Annotated in this window: 20 protein-coding genes; 7 read left to right on the forward strand and 13 right to left on the reverse strand. The window is 63.5% G+C overall.

Translation table 11 applies throughout. The features are described 5' to 3' along the window. Window positions 1–34 precede the first annotated feature (34 nt). Window positions 35–379, reverse strand: a complete 345-nt coding sequence (locus tag BR24_RS04360) for a hypothetical protein (RefSeq protein WP_496540278.1) — start codon at window positions 377–379, stop codon at window positions 35–37. Between the two features lie 54 nt (window positions 380–433). Continuing rightward, window positions 434–1,273 carry a substrate-binding periplasmic protein gene (locus BR24_RS04365; RefSeq protein ID WP_496540279.1) on the reverse strand — a complete coding sequence of 280 codons (840 nt, stop codon included), beginning with the start codon at window positions 1,271–1,273 and terminating at the stop codon, window positions 434–436. Window positions 1,274–1,475: 202 nt separating this feature from the next. Here BR24_RS04365 and BR24_RS04370 point away from each other — a divergent pair, with 202 nt between their 5' ends. From BR24_RS04370 to BR24_RS04400, 7 genes are all read left to right on the forward strand, one after another. After that, a complete protein-coding gene (locus BR24_RS04370; RefSeq protein ID WP_496540280.1) occupies window positions 1,476–2,984 on the forward strand; it encodes a sodium-dependent transporter in 1,509 nt (502 codons plus the stop codon). 3 nt (window positions 2,985–2,987) lie between these two features. Next, window positions 2,988–3,089, forward strand: coding sequence for a MetS family NSS transporter small subunit (locus BR24_RS04375; protein WP_496540281.1), 102 nt, complete (start codon window positions 2,988–2,990; stop codon window positions 3,087–3,089). 158 nt (window positions 3,090–3,247) lie between these two features. Beyond that, window positions 3,248–4,195, forward strand: coding sequence for a phosphate/phosphite/phosphonate ABC transporter substrate-binding protein (locus BR24_RS04380; protein WP_496540282.1), 948 nt, complete (start codon window positions 3,248–3,250; stop codon window positions 4,193–4,195). Further along, complete coding sequence (locus BR24_RS04385) at window positions 4,192–6,204, forward strand: ATP-binding protein (RefSeq protein WP_496540283.1); 2,013 nt, start codon at window positions 4,192–4,194, stop codon at window positions 6,202–6,204. The genes BR24_RS04380 and BR24_RS04385 overlap by 4 nt, the downstream gene beginning before the upstream one ends. 30 nt (window positions 6,205–6,234) lie before the next feature. Beyond that, window positions 6,235–6,600, forward strand: coding sequence for a response regulator (locus BR24_RS04390; protein ID WP_496540284.1), 366 nt, complete (start codon window positions 6,235–6,237; stop codon window positions 6,598–6,600). Between the two features lie 10 nt (window positions 6,601–6,610). After that, window positions 6,611–9,061, forward strand: coding sequence for a PEP/pyruvate-binding domain-containing protein (locus BR24_RS04395; protein ID WP_496540285.1), 2,451 nt, complete (start codon window positions 6,611–6,613; stop codon window positions 9,059–9,061). Between the two features lie 2 nt (window positions 9,062–9,063). Next, window positions 9,064–10,110: a protein-tyrosine phosphatase family protein gene (locus BR24_RS04400; protein ID WP_496540286.1), complete on the forward strand. Its 1,047-nt coding sequence runs from the start codon at window positions 9,064–9,066 to the stop codon at window positions 10,108–10,110. A 25-nt stretch (window positions 10,111–10,135) separates the two neighbouring features. On the opposite strand, the gene BR24_RS04405 is transcribed toward BR24_RS04400, so the two are convergent. Genes BR24_RS04405 through BR24_RS04455 form a run of 11 tightly spaced genes read right to left on the reverse strand, consistent with a single transcriptional unit; the run spans window position 10,136 to window position 20,563 of the window. After that, on the reverse strand, window positions 10,136–10,774 hold the full coding sequence (locus BR24_RS04405; protein WP_496540287.1) for a hypothetical protein: 639 nt from the start codon (window positions 10,772–10,774) through the stop codon (window positions 10,136–10,138). A gap of 60 nt (window positions 10,775–10,834) precedes the next feature. After that, a complete protein-coding gene (locus BR24_RS04410) occupies window positions 10,835–11,959 on the reverse strand; it encodes a sulfite exporter TauE/SafE family protein (RefSeq protein ID WP_496540288.1) in 1,125 nt (374 codons plus the stop codon). A gap of 23 nt (window positions 11,960–11,982) precedes the next feature. Continuing rightward, window positions 11,983–12,522 carry a 4Fe-4S dicluster domain-containing protein gene (locus tag BR24_RS04415; RefSeq protein WP_018125099.1) on the reverse strand — a complete coding sequence of 180 codons (540 nt, stop codon included), beginning with the start codon at window positions 12,520–12,522 and terminating at the stop codon, window positions 11,983–11,985. Window positions 12,523–12,571: 49 nt separating this feature from the next. Beyond that, window positions 12,572–13,996: an NADH-quinone oxidoreductase subunit N gene (locus BR24_RS04420; protein ID WP_496540289.1), complete on the reverse strand. Its 1,425-nt coding sequence runs from the start codon at window positions 13,994–13,996 to the stop codon at window positions 12,572–12,574. 12 nt (window positions 13,997–14,008) lie between these two features. Then, entirely contained in the window at window positions 14,009–15,553 is a 1,545-nt protein-coding gene (locus BR24_RS04425) for a complex I subunit 4 family protein (RefSeq protein ID WP_496540290.1), read from the reverse strand. A 13-nt stretch (window positions 15,554–15,566) separates the two neighbouring features. Beyond that, a complete protein-coding gene (locus BR24_RS04430; RefSeq protein WP_496540291.1) occupies window positions 15,567–17,402 on the reverse strand; it encodes a Na(+)/H(+) antiporter subunit D in 1,836 nt (611 codons plus the stop codon). Further along, a complete protein-coding gene (locus BR24_RS04435; protein WP_496540292.1) occupies window positions 17,389–17,652 on the reverse strand; it encodes a hypothetical protein in 264 nt (87 codons plus the stop codon). The genes BR24_RS04430 and BR24_RS04435 overlap by 14 nt, the downstream gene beginning before the upstream one ends. Before the next feature lies 1 nt (window position 17,653). After that, window positions 17,654–19,138, reverse strand: a complete 1,485-nt coding sequence (locus BR24_RS04440; RefSeq protein WP_496540293.1) for a monovalent cation/H+ antiporter subunit D family protein — start codon at window positions 19,136–19,138, stop codon at window positions 17,654–17,656. 4 nt (window positions 19,139–19,142) lie between these two features. Beyond that, window positions 19,143–19,451, reverse strand: a complete 309-nt coding sequence (gene nuoK / locus BR24_RS04445; RefSeq protein WP_496540294.1) for an NADH-quinone oxidoreductase subunit NuoK — start codon at window positions 19,449–19,451, stop codon at window positions 19,143–19,145. After that, complete coding sequence (locus BR24_RS04450; RefSeq protein ID WP_496540295.1) at window positions 19,448–19,948, reverse strand: NADH-quinone oxidoreductase subunit J family protein; 501 nt, start codon at window positions 19,946–19,948, stop codon at window positions 19,448–19,450. The genes nuoK and BR24_RS04450 overlap by 4 nt, the downstream gene beginning before the upstream one ends. Then, on the reverse strand, window positions 19,949–20,563 hold the full coding sequence (locus BR24_RS04455) for a 4Fe-4S binding protein (protein WP_496540296.1): 615 nt from the start codon (window positions 20,561–20,563) through the stop codon (window positions 19,949–19,951). Between the last annotated feature and the right edge of the window lie 5 nt (window positions 20,564–20,568).

Raw genomic sequence — 20,568 nt, forward strand, 5'->3', positions numbered from 1 at the left:
GTCTCGTGAGACGCGGGCCTTTTGTGCTTTCCGGTCAGACCCTTACGCTCAATCCTGCCCGGGCAAAGGAGTACTGACCCGCCTGAAGCAGCGAGAGTTCGTTTCTCGCAGCCTCCAGCAGTCTGGCCTTCACCTCGGGCGAGTACGGCGATGACCGGACCTGCGCGATTTCCTGCCTGACGGCGTCGATTCTCTGCTGCATGCTCTCCAGACTGTATCCTCTGCCGGGGGAGTCCCGTTCAGTGTCGTTTTGCCCGAAGAGCGATTCCCTGTCGTCCGCCTCATGGTTCCGGAACAGATGGCGTACCGGGGCGGATGCCGGGCGCGTCGAAACGAACCCGGGCATTCCGGCAAGAGGCCAATCCGTGGCTGTATGCATGGCAACGCTCCTTGTCGCCGTTTGCAGCCTTATCGGACGGAGCGGAGGGGAAATTTAGGGCGCGGGGATGGAAGAGCGGGCGGGCAGGCTCCACTCTTCGCGCAGCTGGTCGATCCGGCCGCTGTCGAACAGCCGGAACAGCTGCTCGTCCAGAACCTTCAGCACGCGCAGGGAGTCGGGGGCGTCCCTCGGGGCTATGGCATACTCGGACGTGCTTTCGAAAACGGGGAGCTTGCGAACCTTCCCGCGAATCCCCAGCTGCTGGATCGCGTAATCCCAGTTCGCCTCGTATCCGGCGAAGGCGTCCACGCGCCCGAGCAGAAGCATCTGGAACCCCTGACGGATACTGTCTACCGGCTTCTTGCGCACATGATCCGGGGGCAGGGCTTCCCAGCGGTCCCCGTAGTTGAATCCACGCTGGACCGCCACGGTGATGGGTGGAAGGTTCTCGAGACCCGGCCAGTCGATGAGGCTCTCCTTGCGGACGTAGAGCCGGCATCTGGCATCGTTGATGGGGATTTTGCCGTAGGCATACCGCTTGCGGCGTTCGCTGTTGGGGGAAGCCGGAAAGAGCAGGTCGTACTCGCCGTGGCTTATGGCCGCGAGGGAGCGCTTCCACGGCATGACGGTCAGTTCGATGTCATACCCCGCGTTGTGAAATGCCGTGCGCACTATGTCCCAGCTGTACCCGCGAAGCGTGGCCGAATGCGAGCCGGGCGGGATATGCTCCGAAATGACATTGGTTTCCGCAGGAACCGTAAAACAGTATGGCGCATACCCGTAGAGCGTGACGATCCGCACGGTCCCTTCCGGCCGTGTCCCGGCAAAGGTCACGGAGGGCACAGCGCCGATCAATGCGGCGAACAGGAGGGCCAGAATGCAGTCTCGAAGCATGCCGCAAAATATCCTATTGGGCGTGACAAGTCTATAGGCAACCATAATCATTTGCAAAAACCTGTCGATAGACAATTGCGCGAATGTGTTCTAATTGTTTGCCGCCGCTCATAACGCGAAGTTTGGCGGCGATTTTTTGTGCAAAACGTGGTTCGACTTGCGAGAGCAAGCCGCTTATCGGCAAGAATCAAGGAGAGAGGAAATGCAGAAAAGGGAGACGTGGGGCTCTCGCGGCGGCTTCATCATGGCCGCGGTCGGCTCCGCCATCGGATTGGGGAACATCTGGCGCTTCCCCTACATGGCTTACGAAAACGGCGGCGGCGCGTTCCTGCTGCCCTACTTTGTGGCAATGCTGTTCGCGGGCATTCCGTTCATCATTCTGGAATACGGTCTGGGGCACCGCTTCAAGGGCTCCGCACCGAGAATTTTCGCCTCCATCTCCCGTCGCTGGGAGTGGCTCGGGTGGTGGCAGGTGCTGGTGGCCTTCGTCATCGCCACATACTACGTGGTGGTCATAGCATGGGCCATGGACTACTTCCTCATGTCGTTCGATCTCGGCTGGGGCAACGACCCGAAGGGCTTCTTCTTCGGCGAATATCTGGGGCTCACCGACTCGCCCATGAACCTCGGGGGCATCCAGTGGACCATCTTCACCGCCACCTGCGTGGCCTGGGGCGTGGCCTTCCTGGCCGTGTTCACGGGTATCCGCGGCGGCGTGGAGCGGCTCAACAAGATATTCATGCCCGTGCTGTTCCTGCTGGTGCTGGTCTTCATCGGCCGCGGCATCATGCTGCCGGGCGCCGTGGACGGCCTGAACTGGCTGTTCCGCCCCGACTTCTCCGCGCTGCTTGACGCCAAGGTCTGGTCCGACGCCTTCGGACAGATCTTCTACAGCATCTCCGTCGGCTTCGCGATCATGCTGGCCTACTCCAGCTACCTCCCGGAAGACTCGGACATCAACAACAACGGCTGCATGACCGTGTTCATCAACTGCGGGTTCAGCATGCTCTCCGGCGTGATGATCTTCAGCGTGCTCGGATACATGGCCGGTCAGCAGGGCGTGCCCATCAGCGAAGTGGCCGGCGCGGGCGTCGGTCTGGCCTTCGTCACCCTGCCCACCGCGGTGAACCTGATGCCCATGCCCATGTTCTTCGGCGCGCTGTTCTTCCTCGCGCTTGTGGTGGCCGGGCTTTCCTCGCTCATCTCCATCACCGAGGCCGTGGTCTCCTCGCTCATCGACAAGCTGGGCATGACCCGCAAGAAGGCCGCGACCATGGTCTGCGCCGTGGGCTTCATGATCAGCTGCCTGTATACCACCGGCGGCGGCCTGTACCTGCTCGATATCGTTGACCACTTCATCAACAACTTCGGCGTGCTGCTCGGCGGCCTGCTGGAGATCGTGTTCATCGCGTGGTTCTGCGACCTCGAAGGCATGCACCGCTACATCAACAAGATGTCCGATTTCGCCGTCGGCGGCATCTGGGTGATCTGCCTGCGCATCATCGCCCCGCTCATGCTGGGCTCCATGGTCCTGATGAACATGTACACCGACCTGAGCGCCAACTACGGAGATTACTCCACCGCCGCCGTGGTCATGTTCGGCTGGCTGGTGCTGCTGGGCATTCTGGTGCTTTCCTGGGTGTTCCCCTGCCGTGAGTGCGCCTTCAGCAACCACGTGGCAATCAACAACAACTTCCGCAAGAGGAGCTAGCCCATGGAAACCGGTGCACTCATCATGATGATCTTCGGACTCGGTCTGACCTGGGGCGGCGCGTTTCTGTGCCTGCGCCTCGCCGTCAAGGGCCGCAATAAGTAAGCCGACGGCACGATTCGTCAAAACGGGGCCGGACTTTTTGCAAAGTCCGGCCCCTTTCTTTTAATGCACCCGACGAATTCCATCGCGGCGTGGTGGGAGTTGGAAAAAGCGGTCTCCCCCGCTTTTCTCCGGCCGGGGGGTGTGCTAACGGAGGATGGATGAAGAACGTTTTCAGGATGCTGCTGGCGCTGACCCTGACCCTGTCGGTCCTGTTGGTCGGCTGCTCGGGCGAGGAGGACGCGGTCTACGTGGACTTCTCCAAGCGCAAGGAAGTGCTGCTGCCGGTGCAGAAGGACGCCATCACCTACGCGTATCTGCCGCAGTATTCCCACGCCGTGTCCTACGGGCGGCACCACCTGCTCATCGAATATCTTGGCCGCGCCACGGGCATGACTTTCCGACAGGTATTCCCGGACACCTTCGACGAGCACGTCAAGATGGTGCAGCGCGGCGAAATCGACATATCGTTCTCCAACCCAATGATTTACGTGCGTCTCGCCCGCAGCGGGGCCCGGGCCTTCGCCCGCGTCATCGAGCCGTCGGGCAGGCCGAGCTTCCGGGGGCAGGTCATCTGCCGCGACGACAACCGGTTCATCCAGACCCTCGAAGACTGTCGCGGCGCCCGCTGGATCGCCGTGGACCACTCCTCGGCAGGCGGCTATCTTTTCCCGCTGGGCATGTTCGTTGAAAACGGCATCACGCAGGACGACTTCCGACGCATCGATTTTGCGCCCGGTCCCGGCGGCAAGCAGGAGAAGGTCGTGCTGGCCGTATACGCCGGGGCCTACGACATAGGCTCCATCCGCGAGGGCACCCTCGACATCCTCAAGGACAAGATCGACATTTCCCAGATCCGCGTGGTGAAGAGCACCCGGTCCTATCCCGGCTGGGTCTACGCCGCGCGCCGGAACATGCCCAGGGAGCAGGTTTCCCGGATCGCCGAGGCCATGTTGGAGCTCGACCTCAACACGCCCGACGAGGCCGTCATCCTCAACGCGGCGGGCATCAGGGGCATCATCCCGGCATCTGACGGCGATTACGCCCCGGTGCGCGGGCTCATGTCCGAGCTGGGGCTCGACGCCACGGGCGCGGGGGGGCGGCAGTGAAGGCTTTCGACCGTCTCCGTTTCAGCACCAAGATAGGCATGGGCACCAGCATGATCGTGCTGCTGGCCGCGGTGCTGCTGGCGCTGACCTTCAGCACGCTGGCAACGCGGGTGTTGGTGGAGGAGAACAAGAAGCACGGCCTCGTGCTGGCGGAGAACCTCTCCCTGCGTGCGCTCGACCCCATATTCTCCGCGGACTTTCTGCAACTCAAGGACCTCGTGGACGGGGTGCGCGAGGTCGGCGAAAACGTGGTCTACGCCTTCATCCTCGACCACCGCGGCAACGTCCTGGCGCATACATTCACAGGCGGAATGCCCGCGGGGCTGCCGGAGGCGAACGTCCTGCCCCTGTCGCAGGAGAGCGCCATCACGCTCATCGACACGGGGCGCAACTACGTCTTCGACTTCGCCGTGCCGGTGGACATCGACCGCAACCGGTTCGGCACCGTGCGCATCGGCCTGTCACGTTCAAAGATTCAGGGTGTCATCAACGACCTGCTGAATCCGGTCATGGGCGTTTCGCTCGGTACGCTCATCGTTGCGGTCTTTCTCGGCTCGCTGTTCGCGAACAAGGTGACCAGCCGCATCAATCAGCTCAGACGCCACGCCGAAGCGCTGGTGACGGGCGATCTCGGTGCCCAGTCCGGTCCCACGCTCACCCGCAACTGCTGGGAGCTGCGCGACTGCAAGGTGACGCAGTGCCCGGCCTACGGCGATTCTGAGCGGCGCTGCTGGTATCTGGCCGGAACGCTCGCGGACGACCGCCCGGGCGCTTCCGAGTCCTGCCGGGAATGCATCGTCTACCGCGAGAACGCGGGGGACGAGATTCAGGACCTTGCCGAAACCTTCGACTATCTGGCCCACACCCTCAAGATGCACCTCGACGAGCTGCACGAGGCGGAGCGGACCATGGCGCGCCAGCAGCAGCTTCTGCGTACGGTGCTTGACTCAACGCCGGACTGGGTGACGCTTCAGGACCGCGACGGCTCGTATCTGGCCGTGAACCGCGCGTATGCCGACTCGCTGGGCATGAGCCCGGACAAGGTCGTTGGGCGCAGGGAGTCCGAGTTCCTGACCGGAAGCGAGGCCCGCATCGCCGAGGCCAAGCTCGCGCGCGTATTCGCCACGGGCGAGGGCGTCGAGGATGAGGTCCGCCAGCTCGACACCGAGGGCGTCAGCTGGCTGCACGTCATCCGCGTTCCCGTCTACGGGCATGACGGCGAGGTCACCGCAGCGCTGCGGACGGCCCGTGACGTCACGGAACTCAAGAGCTATCAGGAGCAGCTCATTCAGGCCCAGAAGATGGAGTCGCTGGGCAAACTCGCGGGCGGCGTCGCGCACGAGATCAATACGCCGCTGGGCATCATCCTGGGGTACGCGCAGCTGCTCAAGGAGGACGCCACGGATGACGAGGTGCGCGAGGAGCTGGGCATCGTCGAGGAGCAGACCAAGGTCTGCCGGAAGATCGTGGCGGACCTGCTGGGCTTCTCGCGTCGGTCCGTCAGCGAGAAGCAGGAGATGTGCTTCAACAACTCGGTCATGGAGGCGGTGACGCTGGTGCGGCACACCTTCCAGATGGAGCGGGTGGAAATCCTCACGGCGCTCGACGAACGAATGCCCATCATTTACGGTGACCCCGAGAAGCTCAAACAGGTCTGGATCAACCTGCTCAACAACGCTCGCGACGCCATGCCCGACGGCGGCGTCATCAAGGTGTCCACGGAGCTGGATATTTCGCGGCGAACCATCCGCGCCCGGTTCGCGGACAGCGGTCCCGGCATAGACCCGGACCACCTCAAGAAGGTTTTCGATCCGTTTTTCAGCACCAAGGGAGTGGGCAAGGGCACCGGGCTCGGCCTGTCCGTCTCCTTCGGCATCATCGAGGACCACGAGGGCAGCATCGAGGTGGAGAGCCCCGTGCCCCCGGAATGGCGACCCGACAAGGACGGGGATTTACCCGCGGGGCCCGGAGCCCTGTTCGTAGTGGAACTGCCGCTGGACAATTCCTGACGCGGCCGAGAAATGGAGTGACATACAGCCATGGCTAATATCATCGTACTGGACGACGTTTACGACTCCGGCCTGCTCATCAAACGCATCCTGACCCGCAAGGGTCACGTTGTGACGCCCTTCACCGAAGAGGAGGAGGCGCTCAGCTATGCGGAAAAGCACAAGCCGGATCTGGCGATTCTCGACATCAAGCTCAAGAAGATGACCGGAGTGGAGGTGCTTGAGGAGATTCGCAAGGTCAGCCCGGATACACGCATCATCATGCTCACCGGATATCCCACGCTGGAGACCGCGAGGGAATCCGTGCGGCTGGGCGCATCGGAATACTGCGTCAAGCCCATCGACAAGGACGAACTCGAAAGCAAGGTTCAGGGCGTTCTGGAGGGACAGGGCTGAGAACGACGCCATGAAACCGACGGGAGAGGCCATGCTCATCAAGGAACTGCTGCGCCGCTGGACGTACGGAGTTTTCGCCCCGGGCGCGCTGCTGAGGAAGCGGTACGGTGCCTTTCGGGCGCTGCTTGAACACGATGTCAGGGCGCTGGAGCGGCTCGCGGACCTCGAGGAAGTGCAGTCCGGGGTCGAGGTCGTGGATTACAGCAGGGTCATGCAGCTCGAGGAGGAGCTCGAGGCCGAGGTCGGGGCCATGGTGGAGAGCCTCAAGGAGCTTTCGCCCACCGCCGCCATGGGGCTTGAGGAATATTTCCGAAAGGCCGCCTTCTATGTGCGTATGGGGCTCGACGTCGGGCAGCCCGCTCTTGAGCCGCCGTATGTGCTGCCGCTGGCCGAAGTGAGAAGTCCCGAAGTGGGGGGCGGCAAGGCTGCGGCGCTGGCCCGGGTCATGCGCGAGACCGACCTCTCCGTCCCGGACGGCTTCGTGGTCACGGCGAGCGCGTTTCATTATTTTCTGGAAGTCAACAACCTGCGCGAGCCGTTGGACGCGTTGCTCAGCACCCTGCGTCTGGACGACCACGCGGGAATAGAGGAGACCTGTCGGGCCATGCGCCGTATGGTCCTCGAAGCCCCGGTGCCGGACGAGGTGGCGGAGCCGCTCATGGAGGCCGCCGCCGATTTTGGGGACGCGTCCTATGCGGTGCGCTCCAGCGCGGTGGCCGAGGACGGCCGCTTCTCCTTTGCGGGCCAGTATGACTCGGTGCTCGACGTTTCGCGTGAGGATCTGGTGGATGCCTACCGAAATGTGCTGGCTGGCAAGTACTCGCCCAAGGCGGTGACCTATCGCATACTCAAGGGGCTGGCCGACGATGAGACCCATATGGCCGTGCTTTTTCAGCCCATGATTCCGGCCTCCGTCTCCGGCATCATGTATACCGCGGACGCGGACGCGACTCAGTGTGTGGATGGCGTCACCGCCGTGTATGCCGTGGAAGGGCAGGGAGAGGGCCTTGTCAGCGGCAGGCGCGAGCCGCAGGTCTACTGCCTCACCCGCGAGGATGAGCCGGTGATCCTGCAGAAGCCCGCGCACCACGAAAAGCCCGGCGCCGGGATGCTGCTCGAATTGGCCCGCAGCGGGCACCGTCTGGAAGAGGTGCAGGGCGGTGCTCAGGATGTCGAATGGGTGGCGGACACGAAGGGCGGGCTTCACATCCTTCAGTCGCGACCCATGCAGCGCGAGGCGGTGACCGGCTTGCGGCGCGAAGAGCCGGAAGGCGCCGAGGTGCTGCTCTCCGGCGGAACGCGCATCTCCTCGGGTATCGGCTACGGCCGCGTGGTCCACGCCGTGGGCGTGCCGGAGAACGTCCCGGAAGGGGCGGTGCTCGTGGCCCGTTCGCTCACTCCCGATCTCGTAGGCGTCATGGATCGCCTTACTGCCGTGGTCGCCGTGACAGGCAGCCGGGCAGGGCATTTTGCCTCGGTTGCGCGCGAGTTCGGCCTGCCCGTGATGGCCTCCGCCTACGCCTCGGAACTGGCCGAGGGCCGGATGGTCACGGTGGACGCCGACACTGGGAGCGTTTACGCGGGCAAGCTGCCCGGATTTTCGGAGAAGCGCACGCCCGAGAAGAGTGTTGTGGCCCGGAGGCTCGAAGATGTCATGCCGAACCTCTCGGTGCTGTATCTTACCGATCCCGAAGACGACCGCTTTGCGCCCGAAGGGTGCCGTTCCGTGCACGACGTGATTCGTTTCGCGCACGAGACCGCCGTAAGGGAGATGTTCTCTCTGGTGGGACGCGGGGGCAAGGGGCTGGGCCGTGTCAAGCGGCTCAAGACACGCCTGCCCATCGCCATGTATCTGCTCGACCTCGGCGGCGGGCTCTTCGCCCATGCGCGCGAACGCAACATCGTCTCCCCCGAGGATGTGACCAGTTCCCCCATGTGGGCACTGTGGTGGGGGCTTTCCCGCAGCGGAGTGGAGTGGAACGAGAGCATGCCGGTCATCGACTGGGAAGAGTTCGACCGTCTGAGCGCGGGTATCATGACCAAGGATTCCCGCGCCTTGGCAAGCTACGCCGTGGTGGCCTCGGACTATGCCCATTTCATGTTCCGCTTCGGGTACCACTTCGCAGTGGTGGACTCTGTCTGCGGTTCGGAAGCGACCGGCAATCACATCAATCTTCGCTTCAAGGGCGGCGGCGGACACTGGGAACAGCGTCTGCGGCGGCTGGAGTACATCCGCGCCGTGCTGGAGGCCCGCGATTTCGAGGTGACGATCAGGGGCGACATGCTGGACGCCCGCTGCGCAAGGCTCGGCGAGAACGACACCAGACGCCGGTTGGTGCTCGTGGGGCGACTGCTCGCCCAGAGCCGGCTTCTGGACATCCGGCTCGACGGCGACGCGGACACCGAGGAAATGGCCCGTAAATTTCTTGAAGAAGCGGAAGCGCCCGCCTCGGAGGACTGACCATGTTCGGGCGCAAGGAACCCGTCGCATGGGTCACGGACTATCTTGCCGCAGGGCCGGCGCCGGCATCCGCCACCGCCCTGAAGTGGCTGCGCGATCAGGGCATCTCGGCGATACTGAACCTTTGCGGCGAGTTCCCCGACCTCAAGGGCATCGAGGAAAAGTACGGCTTCGAGGTCTACTACCTGCCTGTTCCCGACGAGGAGGCCCCGGCGCTCAAGGAGCTGGAAAAGGCGCTGGCATGGCTCGACGAGGCGCTCTATCTCGGCAAGAAAGTCTACATCCACTGCCGTCATGGTGTGGGACGCACCGGAACCGTGCTCAACTCCTACCTCCTGCGCCGAGGCCTCGGACACAAGCTGGCGGGACGACGGCTCAAGGGCGTCCACGGTGGTCCGGCCAACTTCACCCAGTGGCGCGCCGTGCGCAACTACGGCAAGGAAACCGGGCAGCTGACCTGCCGCGAGCCTTCGCTGGAATTCAACCGGACTGTGGACCTTGGCCCGTTCATCAAGGATTATCTGGAGCTGGTTGCGCAGATTGAGCAGACCGTGGAGGAAGCCGGAATCAGCCGCTGCGGCAAGGATCACGACGGCTGCTCGAGCATCCCCATCCACCTTTGCTTCGTGGAGGCCGTGGCGCTGGCAAGGGCCCGCAACACGGTGTTATCCAGCGAGACCCGTCTTGAACTCATTGATCGCGCCGTGGAGGTCTCCCGCAAGGAGCGGTCGGCCATCAGGCGGCAGCGGGGGGCAAGGGTCTGCATGGCGGATGTGGGGGCAAAGTGTCCGCTGTGGGGTGAGCATGGCTGTCGCCTGTATGCGCACAGGCCCGTGCTGTGCCGCGTCTACGGATTGGAGGGGGAGGCCAGCGAACGGCTCTGGGAAAAGATTCAGCCGAGGCTCAACGAGCTCTCGGCCGACATCTGGTTTGCCCTTACCGGCGAATTTCTCGAGACCCAGCCCGAATTCCCTCTGTCCGAAGTCATCTCGGGCAAATACATCGAACGCTTCTTCACGCTCATGGTGGGTTCCACCGGCTGCGTCTAGCGCGCGGGCAGAGCCCTTGCAGGCGCTATCCTGTCGCTTCGGCCTCTTCGGTCTTCTTTGAGTCGGCCACCCGTGAGTTCATTGCGTGGGCCTCCTGTTCCATTTCCTTGAAGCCCATGAGCTCCTCGTCGGTTTCTTCGTTTTCGGCGACCTTGCGGGCGATGGCGCGGAAAACGGGAAGCCGCTTCTTGTTCTTCTCGAACAGGATGCGGGTCAGGATGTAGGCTGGCACGAAGAAAAAGCCCGGTCCCACCAGGCCGACCCACGGGACGGTGAAGTCCACTTCGGCGAAGCGGAAGTCCAGCCAGCCCATGATGAAGAACGCGGGCCAGAGCGATGCGCCGAACAGCGCGATGCGGGAGAAGAAGTTCTTGCCGAACTCGTCGTTGGCGCGCTTGTTGAGCGCCTTGAAGCCTTCCTTGTTCTTCACGAGCAGGGAGCGCAGGGACATGTTGTTGTGTCGCACCATCTCGCGGTTGTGCTCCGCGAAATGCTCCTTGTTGAAGAAGTAGATTCCGGCCATGGACAGCTCGCCGATGACCGTGGTCAGCAGGCAGAGGAAGGCCACGCCCAGGGCGAACCCGATCCACGGGGTCTCCGGCAGGCGGAAGATCCAGATGAAGTACGGGTCCAGAAAAATATGGAGGGATTCGAAGATTCCCATTGTCGCTCCGTTCTTGGAAGGGGGCCGCCGAAGCAGCCCCCGTTTTGGTTCAGTTCAGGCTTACGGCCACAGGGCGATGTCGAAGAAGCCCTTGAGGGTGTAGCGCATGCCGACGTAGACGGCCAGCACCACGAACAGGCGCTTCAGCCACACGTCCGGGATGTACTTGGAGGTACGGGGGCCGATGAGGGAACCGATCACGATACCCACGAGTTCGGCGCCGATCAGGGACCATTCCACCGGGGTGCCGCGCAGCAGCATGTAGGATGCGATGGAGTTGATCATGCCGATGAACACCGCCGCGGCGGAGGTGCCTGCGACGAGATACATGGGCAGGCCGGCCACGGAGGTCAGGAACGGCACCAGCAGGAAGCCGCCGCCGACACCGAGGAAGGAGGCCAGAGCCGCGATGACGAAGCCACCGACGACCGGGATGAGCGGATTGAAGGAGAATTCCACGCCGAAGAAGGTGAAGATGCACTTGGTCGGGGTGAAGGTCTGAACCTTGACGCCCATGTCGGCGGTGGCTTCACCGGAGGCGACGGAATCCTGGAACTTCTTGGCGGCTTCCTTGGCGGCCTTCTTGCTGGCCTGTCCTGCCGGAGTGGTTTCGTAGAACAGGTAGCAGCCCAGGAAGAGCACGAACAGGCCGAAGTAGCCGATGTAGGCCTTCAGGCTGATCTTGCCCGCGGTCAGTGCCGGGACGAGCCAGGAACCGGCCACGGAGCCGATGGCGAGCGCGATGCCCAGCGGCAGCACGAGGCGGCCCATCTTCCAGTAGTTGAAGGAGGACAGACCGGCGGAGCAGCCGACGAGCCACTGGTTGGACACGCGGATGGAGTCGGTGACCACCTTGTTGATCTTCATGGTCTTGCCGAAGCTCTTGGCGTAGTCGCCCAGACCGTAGATGGTGATGTGACCGACACCGGCCATGATGCCGCCGAACGCGCCGACGGTGGAGAAAATCCAGCCTACCCAGATCGCCCAGATCAGGCCCCACCACCAGGTGAGCTCCGGAGCGCCGGGGATGCCGAGGTAGCCTTTGTCGGCACCTGCGTCCATGGCCCCGGTGGCCACGGCTTCGTTGATTGCGTCACCAAGACGTGCGGCAAGGGCCGACTCCTGGATCAGCAGTACCGCTGCGAAGGCAGCGAGCACAATGAATACATTGCGATGTTTGGACATGAGTTCCCTCCTCTCAAAGGTTGTTAGGCTTTTCTTGCAGCGGCAAATACCGCGTGCGGGTCATTTGTTTTCAAAAGCGCCTTCTCCGCATAGGACCGCCTGGCGTCGGCCGATGCATCGTTGGCTTCCTTGAACTCCAGCGCATGGCCGCAGCAGGCATCCACGCAAGCGGGCTTCTGGCCGCGATCGATGCGGTCGCGGCAGTAGTCGCACTTGACCACCTTGCCCTGCAGCGAATCCCACTGGGGAATGCGCCACGGACAGGCTTGGATGCATGCCTTGCATCCCACGCAAAGATCCTGATCCACGTATACGATGCCGTCCTCGCGACGCATCATGGCACCCGTGGGGCACGCGCCCACGCACCACGGTTGCGCACAGTGGAAACAGGTCATGTACATGTTGAGAATGCGGGGCTTGCCGCCCCGGTTCACAGGACCCACGGAAATAAGCTGGCCCAGACGCGCTCCCTCGGGCACGTGGTTCTTGGCCTTGCAGTGGGTCTCGCAGGCGTAGCAGTTTATGCAACGGTCCTGGTTGAAGGTTATCACGAAGTCAGCCATTGGTTATCCTCCTGAATACCGGCCGGTGGAGACCGACCCGGCCTAGTTGTTAGGGCAGCAGGCCGGTCCCGGCTTCGACTGCCATGCTGTACAGCCCGCCGGGCAGCGCTCCCAGCACGAGAATGGCCGCGGCCATGGCCGTGCCGGCGACGACACCCATCCAGCTCCTGTCGCGAAGCGGCGTACTGTCGGCGGTTTCCGCCGTGTACGCGTGCCGGAACAGGCCAAGGTAGTAGTAGATGGCCAGCGCGGTGTTCACCACCGCGACGATGACCAGCCACGCGTACCCGTGGTTCCACGCGCTCGTGAGCAGGAAAAGCTTGCCCATGAAGCCCGCCGTGGGAGGCAGTCCCACCAGGGCGAAAGCGGATACGGCAAGGACCAGTGCCATCGCCGGGGCGCGTCGGCTCAGGCCGTCCAGATCCGTGTAGACCGGGTTGCGCCCGTCGCAGCGCAGGTGGCAGACCACCCAGAAGCAGGCCATGTTCATGAGCAGGTAGACAACGGCATAGAAGCTCATTGCCCCGAGACCCTCGGCGGTGCCCGCAGCCAGCCCGATGACCAGGTAGCCGGCGTGGGCGATGCCGGAGTATCCGAGCATTCGCTTGAGGTCCTTCTGCACTAGCGCCGAGAGGTTGCCGAGCGTCATGGACACGGCGGCGAACAGCGCCAGCAGGAAGGTTATCTCCATATCGGGTTTCAGCAGGGCGGCCAGTCGCACCAGCACGGCGGCGGCGCCCAGCTTGGGAAGGGTCGCGGCAAAGGCCGCGGTTTCGTTTCCGGTACCCTCGTAGACGTCGGGAGCCCAGAAGTGGAACGGGAACAGCGCCAGCTTGAACAGCACCCCGCACAGGAACAGGATCAGCCCGATCATGGCGGTGGGGTTCCCGGCAAAGCTCCAGTCCAGCCCCGCAAGCTGCGAGATGTAGGCGGTCCCATGCGCCGCGAGGATGTAGGAATAGCCGAACAGGGCCAGCGCCGTGGCCATGGCCCCGAACATGATGTACTTGATGCCTGATTCCGCGGCATTTCTGTTCCCGGCCCGCAGGGGGATGACGGCGTACAGGCTGTATGAGGAAATCTCCATGGCCACGTACAGCGTCATCAGCTCGGCAGCGGACGAGAGCAGCATCAGCCCCCAGGCTGAGAAGGCAAGAAACATCAGATAGTCGTCGCGTTTGTCTTCATCCACGCCGCGCGCTTCGGGCGTGAAGAGCGAGGTGATGAGGAAGCCCGCCGCAATGGCCGCCTTGAAGAGCTGGGAAAGCCCGTCCACCACATAGGTGCCGTGGAACATCTCGCCCCGTGCGCCGAGCGAGAACAGGCTTACCGCCAGCACCGCGATAGAGGCGGTCGGGAGCCATCCGGCTCTGGGAGAGGCGGAGGCCGGGGCCGCGATGGAGCGGACGAACAGCGCCGCCGCCACCAGAAGCAGCGCCAGTTCCGGCAGTACAAGCATGATGTCGAAATTCATCTCGTTCCCCCGTTATTGTTCTGCGCCGGGCAGCGTGTTTGCCGCGACCGTGGCGGGTGCTTCGTGTTCCGGCGTTTCCGCGACAACGGTCGTACGCGCGTGGAAATCGTTGATCATCTTGCCGGTGGAGGGGCTGATGACGCGCAGCGTCAGTCCCGGAGCGAGGCCGATGTAGACCACGAGTACCGCCAGCGGCAGCAGATAGGCCCATTCGCGGGTGTTGAGGTCGCTCCAGCCCTTGTCCTTGGGGGATGCCGGACGGCCCCAGGCCATTTTGATGCCCAGCCGCAGCATGTAGGCTGCCGCGAGCATGGCGCCGGGAATCGCCAGCAGACCGATGGAGACCTTGGCCTCGAACGCGCCGATGAGCACCAGCGCCTCGCCCACGAAGCTGTTCAGCCCCGGGAATCCGAAGGACGAGACCGCGAACAGCCCGAACAGGCCCATGTAGGCGGGCAGGTACTTGCCCATGCCGAGATGGTCCGACAGCTCCCGGCTGTGGCTGCGTTCGTAGATGGCGCCGATCATCATGAAGAGCGCCCCGGTGACGATGCCGTGGTTCAGCATGACCATGACCGCACCTTCGGCCCCGCGTGCGTTGAAAAGGAAGATGCCCAGCGTCACGAAGCCCATGTGGGCCACGGACGAGTATGCGATGAGTTTCTTGATGTCGGTCTGTCCGAGCGCCACGAGCCCGCCGTAGATGATGGAGGCCAGCGACAGGGCGATCATCATTGGCGCGAAGTACAGCGACGCGTCAGGGCACATGGGCAGGCAGAAGCGAAGGAATCCGTAGGTTCCCATCTTCAGCAGCACCGATGCCAGCAGCACGGACCCGGCCGAAGGGGCCTGCACGTGCGCGGCCGGAAGCCACGTATGGAACGGGAACATGGGCACCTTGATGGCGAAGGCCAGCGCCATGAACAAAAAGACCCACGTCTGGAAGCCCATGGGGAAGTCGGTCTGCATGAGCTGCGGGATGCTGAAGGTGCCGCCCTGATGGAACAGCCCCACCACGGCCGCCAGCAGCAGGGTGGAGCCCGCCAGCGTGTACAGGAAGAACTTGATGGAGGCGTAGCGACGCTCCGGACCGCCCCAGACCGCGATGAGCAGGTACATGGGGATGAGCATGGCCTCCCAGAAGATATAGAAGAGCACCAGATCCATGGCCGTGAACACGCCCACGCAGGCCGTGGTCATGAGCAGCAGGCAGATGTGGAACTCCTTGAGCCGCTTGCCCACGTAGGTCCACGAACAGAGTACGCACAACGGAAGCAGGGCAACGCTCAGGATGACCATGAGCAGGCTGATGCCGTCCACCGCCAGCGAATATGCCAGATCCCACTGGGGTACCCAGACGGCTTTTTCGGCAAACTGGAACCCGGCCTCGCCGAGTTGGAATCCCGTGAGCAGCGGCAGTGCCAGCAGGCACTCCGCGATGCCCACCGCGAAGGTGTAGCGGCGCACGGCGTCTTCGTTCAGCGGCAGCACCATAAGCAACAGGGCCGCCGCCAGCGGGAAGAAGATCAGAACGCTCAGGACAGGGTAGTGCATCATCTCGTTCTCCTTCCTATTTCACCAGTACGAAGGCCAGCGCGCCGATGACGAACGCGGCCACGAGCGCGGCCGAGGCGTACGACTGGAGCCTTCCGGTCTGGATTCGGGTCAGTGCCGAGCCGATTCCCGCCACACCTCGGGCCGTGCCGTCCACAGCGCCGTCGATGCCGACACGGTCGAACTTTGCGGAGCTGTCCGCCGTCCCCACGAGGCCGCGCAGGCCAACGGTGCGGTAGACTTCGCTCCAGCGGCTGTCGATCCATGCGAAAGTGCGGGAGAATATGGCCAGAAACGCCTTGCCGCCGAGGATGTAGAACCATTCGAAGTCCACGTTGCGCTGGGCGTGGGGGACCACGATGCGGCGCATGGCCCAGAAGCCGAGGCCCGTGAAGCCGAGGATCATGAAGGCCTGCAGCACATGCCAGGTGGTGTAGGGCACGTACGGATGCTCGATGGCTTCGGCCACGTGGGTGACGTACGGACTGTATGCGGCGATGCCTTCCTGAATCGGCAGCAGGTTGTACAGGAAGTCCGGGTAGATGCCGGTAAAGAAGCAGAGCACCGAGCCGATGCCCATGGCCACGTACATGTTCACGGGGATGGGCTTGAGTTCACGCTGCGGGTTGTCGTCCTTGGAGAAGAACGCGAAGTACGGCAGCTTCAGTCCCACCGAGAGGAAAGTACCCACCGCGGCCAGTTCCATGCCGAGCGCCAGCCAGGTGCGGTGCGCCTCGGCCGCGCCGGTGATGGTCATGGTCTTGGACACGAAGCCGTTGAAGAAGGGCATGCCCGAAATGGAGACCGCGGCCACCATATAGAAGACGAAGACCAGCGGCAGCCGCTTCACGAGGCCGCCCAGTTCCGTGAGCTTGGCGGTCCCTGCGGAGTAGAGCAGGCAGCCCGCGCCCATGAACAGCAGCCCCTTGTAGAGGATGTGCGCATACGCGTGGGCGCTGGCCCCGTTGACCGTCATGGCCGTGCCGATGCCGATGCCCGCCACCATGTATCCCACCTGCGAGACGATGTGATAACCGAGGATGCGGCGGGCGTTGTTCTCGATGGTCGCGTAAAAGACGCCGTAGACGCACATGACCGTTCCGGCGATGGCCAGCACCTCGAATCCGGCGAAGGCGCGGGCCAGAACGTACACGGCGGTCTTGGTGGTGTAGGCGCTCATGAAGACCGCGCCGGTGACCGTGGCTTCGGGGTAGGCGTCGGGCAGCCAAGCGTGCAGGGGCACCACGGCGGCGTTGACGCAGAAGCCGATCATGATCAGCCAGTCGTAGTACATGGCCCCGGCGGGATCCACGGGCGTGAAGGCCAGCGTGCCGAGGTGGCCCCAGCGCAGCAGCAGGCCGGCCAGCATGAACAGGCCGCCGAGGGTGTGGAACATGAAGTAGCGGAAGCCCGCGCGCACCGAGCGGTCGGAGCGGTTGAGCCACACCAGCATGGTGGAGGCCACGGACATGATTTCCCAGAAAATGAAAAGCGTCAGGTAGTCGCCCGCGAACAGGCAGCCGAACCCGCCGCCAACGTAGGCCAGCGCGGCCATGTGCTGGCCCTTGTCCTTGATGTGCATGGCGAAGATCAGCGCGATGACGCCCTGAATGGCGAAGACGTGCGCGAAGACCACGGAAAGCTGGTCCACGCGGAACAGGGTCAGGTCTGTGTCCAGCCACTGGAACACGCCGCTGGTGCCGTGGTCGAGGCCGATCACGGACAGGACGGCCAGCACGGCGGGCAGCGGCAGCAGCCACTTGAGCAGCCTGCCCGGAATGAAGGGCACCGCGAACGACGCCAGCAGGAAATAGAGCGCCGGATGGGCGAGAAAGCTGTTAGTCGCGGTCATAGCAGTCCTCCTCCCGTGCCAGCAGCGGTGCGACGAATTTCTTGAGTACGAAGACCATGATCACCGCGCCGCAGAACCCGAAGATGGCCCAGAATCCGGGGTAGGCGTCCAGCCCGAAGTGCGGATGGTGCGGCTTGACGAAGACGTTGCCCAGCACCAGAAAGCCGAGGAATGCCAGCAGCGCCCAGAACCAGCCGTCCGACTTGTTGCGCTGCGCGTAGAGCCATTTGCCGAGTGATTCCCTGAACATGCTAGAACCCCTTGAAGGTGTGGATGAAGTTCAGGAACGTCTCGGGATACAGCCCGAGAAGTACCGAGATGGCGGAGGTGATCATGAGGGGGACCACCATGATGGCCGGGGCTTCGGAGTACTGCTCCATGTTCGCGCCGGGGTCGGGTGCCTTGAAGAAGGCCCGCAGGATGATGGGGCCGAAGTACCCGGCGTTGAGGATGGTGGAGGCCAGCAGCGCGCCGAGCAGCCACCAGTGATGAATGGTGACCGCGCCCTGCGCCATGTACCACTTGCTCACGAACCCGCAGACCGGCGGCACGCCGATCATGCTCAGGCTCGCCACCGCGAAGGCGCCGAAGGTCCACGGCATGCGGCGGCCCAGCCCGTTCATGAGGCTGATCTTCTTGATGTGCGCGGCCACGTAGATGGCGCCCGCGCCCATAAAGAGGGTGATCTTGCTGAAGGCGTGGTGGGCGATGTGCATCAGCCCGCCCTGCACCGCGGCCGGGGTCAGCATGGCCACGCCGATGATGATGTAAGAGAGCTGGCTCACCGTGGAGTAGGCCAGTCGCGCCTTGATGTCGTCCTTGGTCAGGGCGATGATCGAGGCCGCCACGATGGTGAAGGCCGCGAGGTACGCCGTGGGGATGCCGAGGAAAAGGCGGTCCAGCGTGTCCACGCCGAAGAGCGAGAGCATGATGCGGCTCATGGAGAATACGCCCGCCTTGACCACCGCCACCGCGTGCAGCAGTGCGGAGACCGGGGTGGGTGCGACCATGGCCGAGGGCAGCCAGTTGTGCAGCGGCATGATGGCCGCCTTGGCGAGCCCCGCCACGTAGAGCACGTAGGTCAGGGTCACGAGGGTCGGATTCGCGTCCGCCGGGAATACGCCGTTCACGAGGCCGCCGAGGTTGAAATCCAGCGTTCCGGCCAGCACGTAGGTCAGCACCATGGCGGGCAGCAGGAACAGCTTGGAGGTGCCCATGAGGTAGACGAAGTATTTGCGCGCTCCGGCGAAGGCTTCATCGTCCTCGTGGTGGGCGACCAGCGGGTAGGTGAAGAGCGAGATGATCTCGTAGAAGAGATAGAGCGTGAACACGTTGGCCGCGGTGGCCACGCCGAGGGCGCCAAAGATGGCGACGGCGAAGCAGAAGTAGTACCGGGTCTGCGCGTGCTCGTCGAGGCTGCGCATGTAGCCGATGTTATAGGCGGTGACCAGGAACCACAGGAACGGGGCGATGAGTCCGAAGATCATCGCCAGCCCGTCGAAGGTGAACTTGACCGTGATGCCCGGCAGGATGGTGAACAGCGTGTACACGTAGATGTTGCCGTCCAGCACGCCCGGGGCGAAGGAAAGCACGGACAGGAACGCCGAGGCCGCGGCGGCGAAGCTCACGGCCTCGCGCTTGTTCTGGTCGTGCCTGAGCAGCCAGACGAGCAGCGGCGCAACAAAGGTCACGGCGAGCGGGATCAGGACGCTGGGAGTGTCGATGAACTGCATCATGCCGTTACCCCTTCAGTTCCGTAACGTCTTCCGTGCCGCTGGAGCCGAAGCGCTTGGCGACCACCAGAATGATGGCGAGCGCCAGTGTGGCCTCCGCGGCAGCCAGTCCCATGACCAGCAGGGAAGAGAGTTGAGCCATCGCGGCATCCGCGTCTGTGAGCTGGCCGGAGGCCGCGATGGAAAGGCCTGCGCCGTTGAGCATCAGCTCCACGCTGATAAGCATCCCCACGAGGCTTTTCCGGCGTACGAAGCCGAAGATGCCGAACGCCAGAAGGACCAGGGCCACGAGATGATATGCGGTGAGGGCGCTCATCTGGGCCTCCTTTTTTCGAATCCGAGCACCACCGCGCCCGCCATGGCAACGAAGAGCACCACCGAGATGAGCTCGAAGGCCAGCACGTATTCGTTCATGAGCACGGTGCCCACGGTGGAGAGGGGCAGGTCCACGGGAACCGCCGTGGTCTGCAGATTGGACTTGCCGATTACCGTGGCGATGATCGCCGTGGGCAACACTGCCGCGCCGAGGCCCATGGGCAGCCCCACGCCGGGAGAGCCTGCGTCGTCGCCCCGGGTCAGCATGATGGCGAAAAAGATCAGGACCGCCACGGCGCCCACGTAGATGAGCACCTGCATCATGGCCAGGAAGGGCGCGTTCATGAGGAGATACATGCCCGCCACGCCGAAAAGCGTCATGATCAGGCCGATCATCGCTCTGACGAGGCTAGCCGACGAGACCGCCAGCGCGCCTCCGGCGAGGATCACCAGCGCGTAGAGGCCGAAGAGGACTTTTGCCGCGATGTCAGCCGTCATCTAGCTTTCCTCCTTTGCCTCGGCCTGCCTGTGCATGCGGTCGAGGAGGTCGAGAGTGAAATCCTTGCGTTCGAGTCCGGCCCAGTAGACGTGCTTGGAGTGTCGCAGGGAGCTCGCGGGGCAGGTCTGCACGCACAGGCCGCAGAGGCTGCACAGCGAGTAGTCGAGCTTGAACATGGTCAGTTCGCGCTTGCCCTTGCCTGGGCGCGGGACGGACTGCTTGGGAAGCGGTTGCAGACCCCCGTTGTGATGGGTGTTGGGGTCCGGGTCCTGCTCCTTGTGTTCAACGTGCTCGATTTTCTTGGACTTGATGGTGATGCACCCCGAAGGACAGACCTTGACGCAGCGCATGCACATGATGCAGCGCGCGGTGTGCGGGTCTTCTTCCTTGGAGACGAGTTCGATGTGTCCCCGGTAGCCCTCGAGTGCGGTCTCGGGGACGGTGACGCGCGGATAGTGGACGGTGTCCTGCTTCTTCGTGAAAACGCGTCCGGTGACGCCGAGGCCCACCACAAGGCTCCAGAGCCCCTTGGCCGTCTCCTTCAGGCGGCCCGCGAACCCTTCAGGCGGCGCGGGCATCCGTTTGGCTTGCTGCATGTGTGTCCGGTCGTTCACGGTGC

Source organism: Pseudodesulfovibrio halophilus DSM 5663 (genome assembly GCF_059568665.1).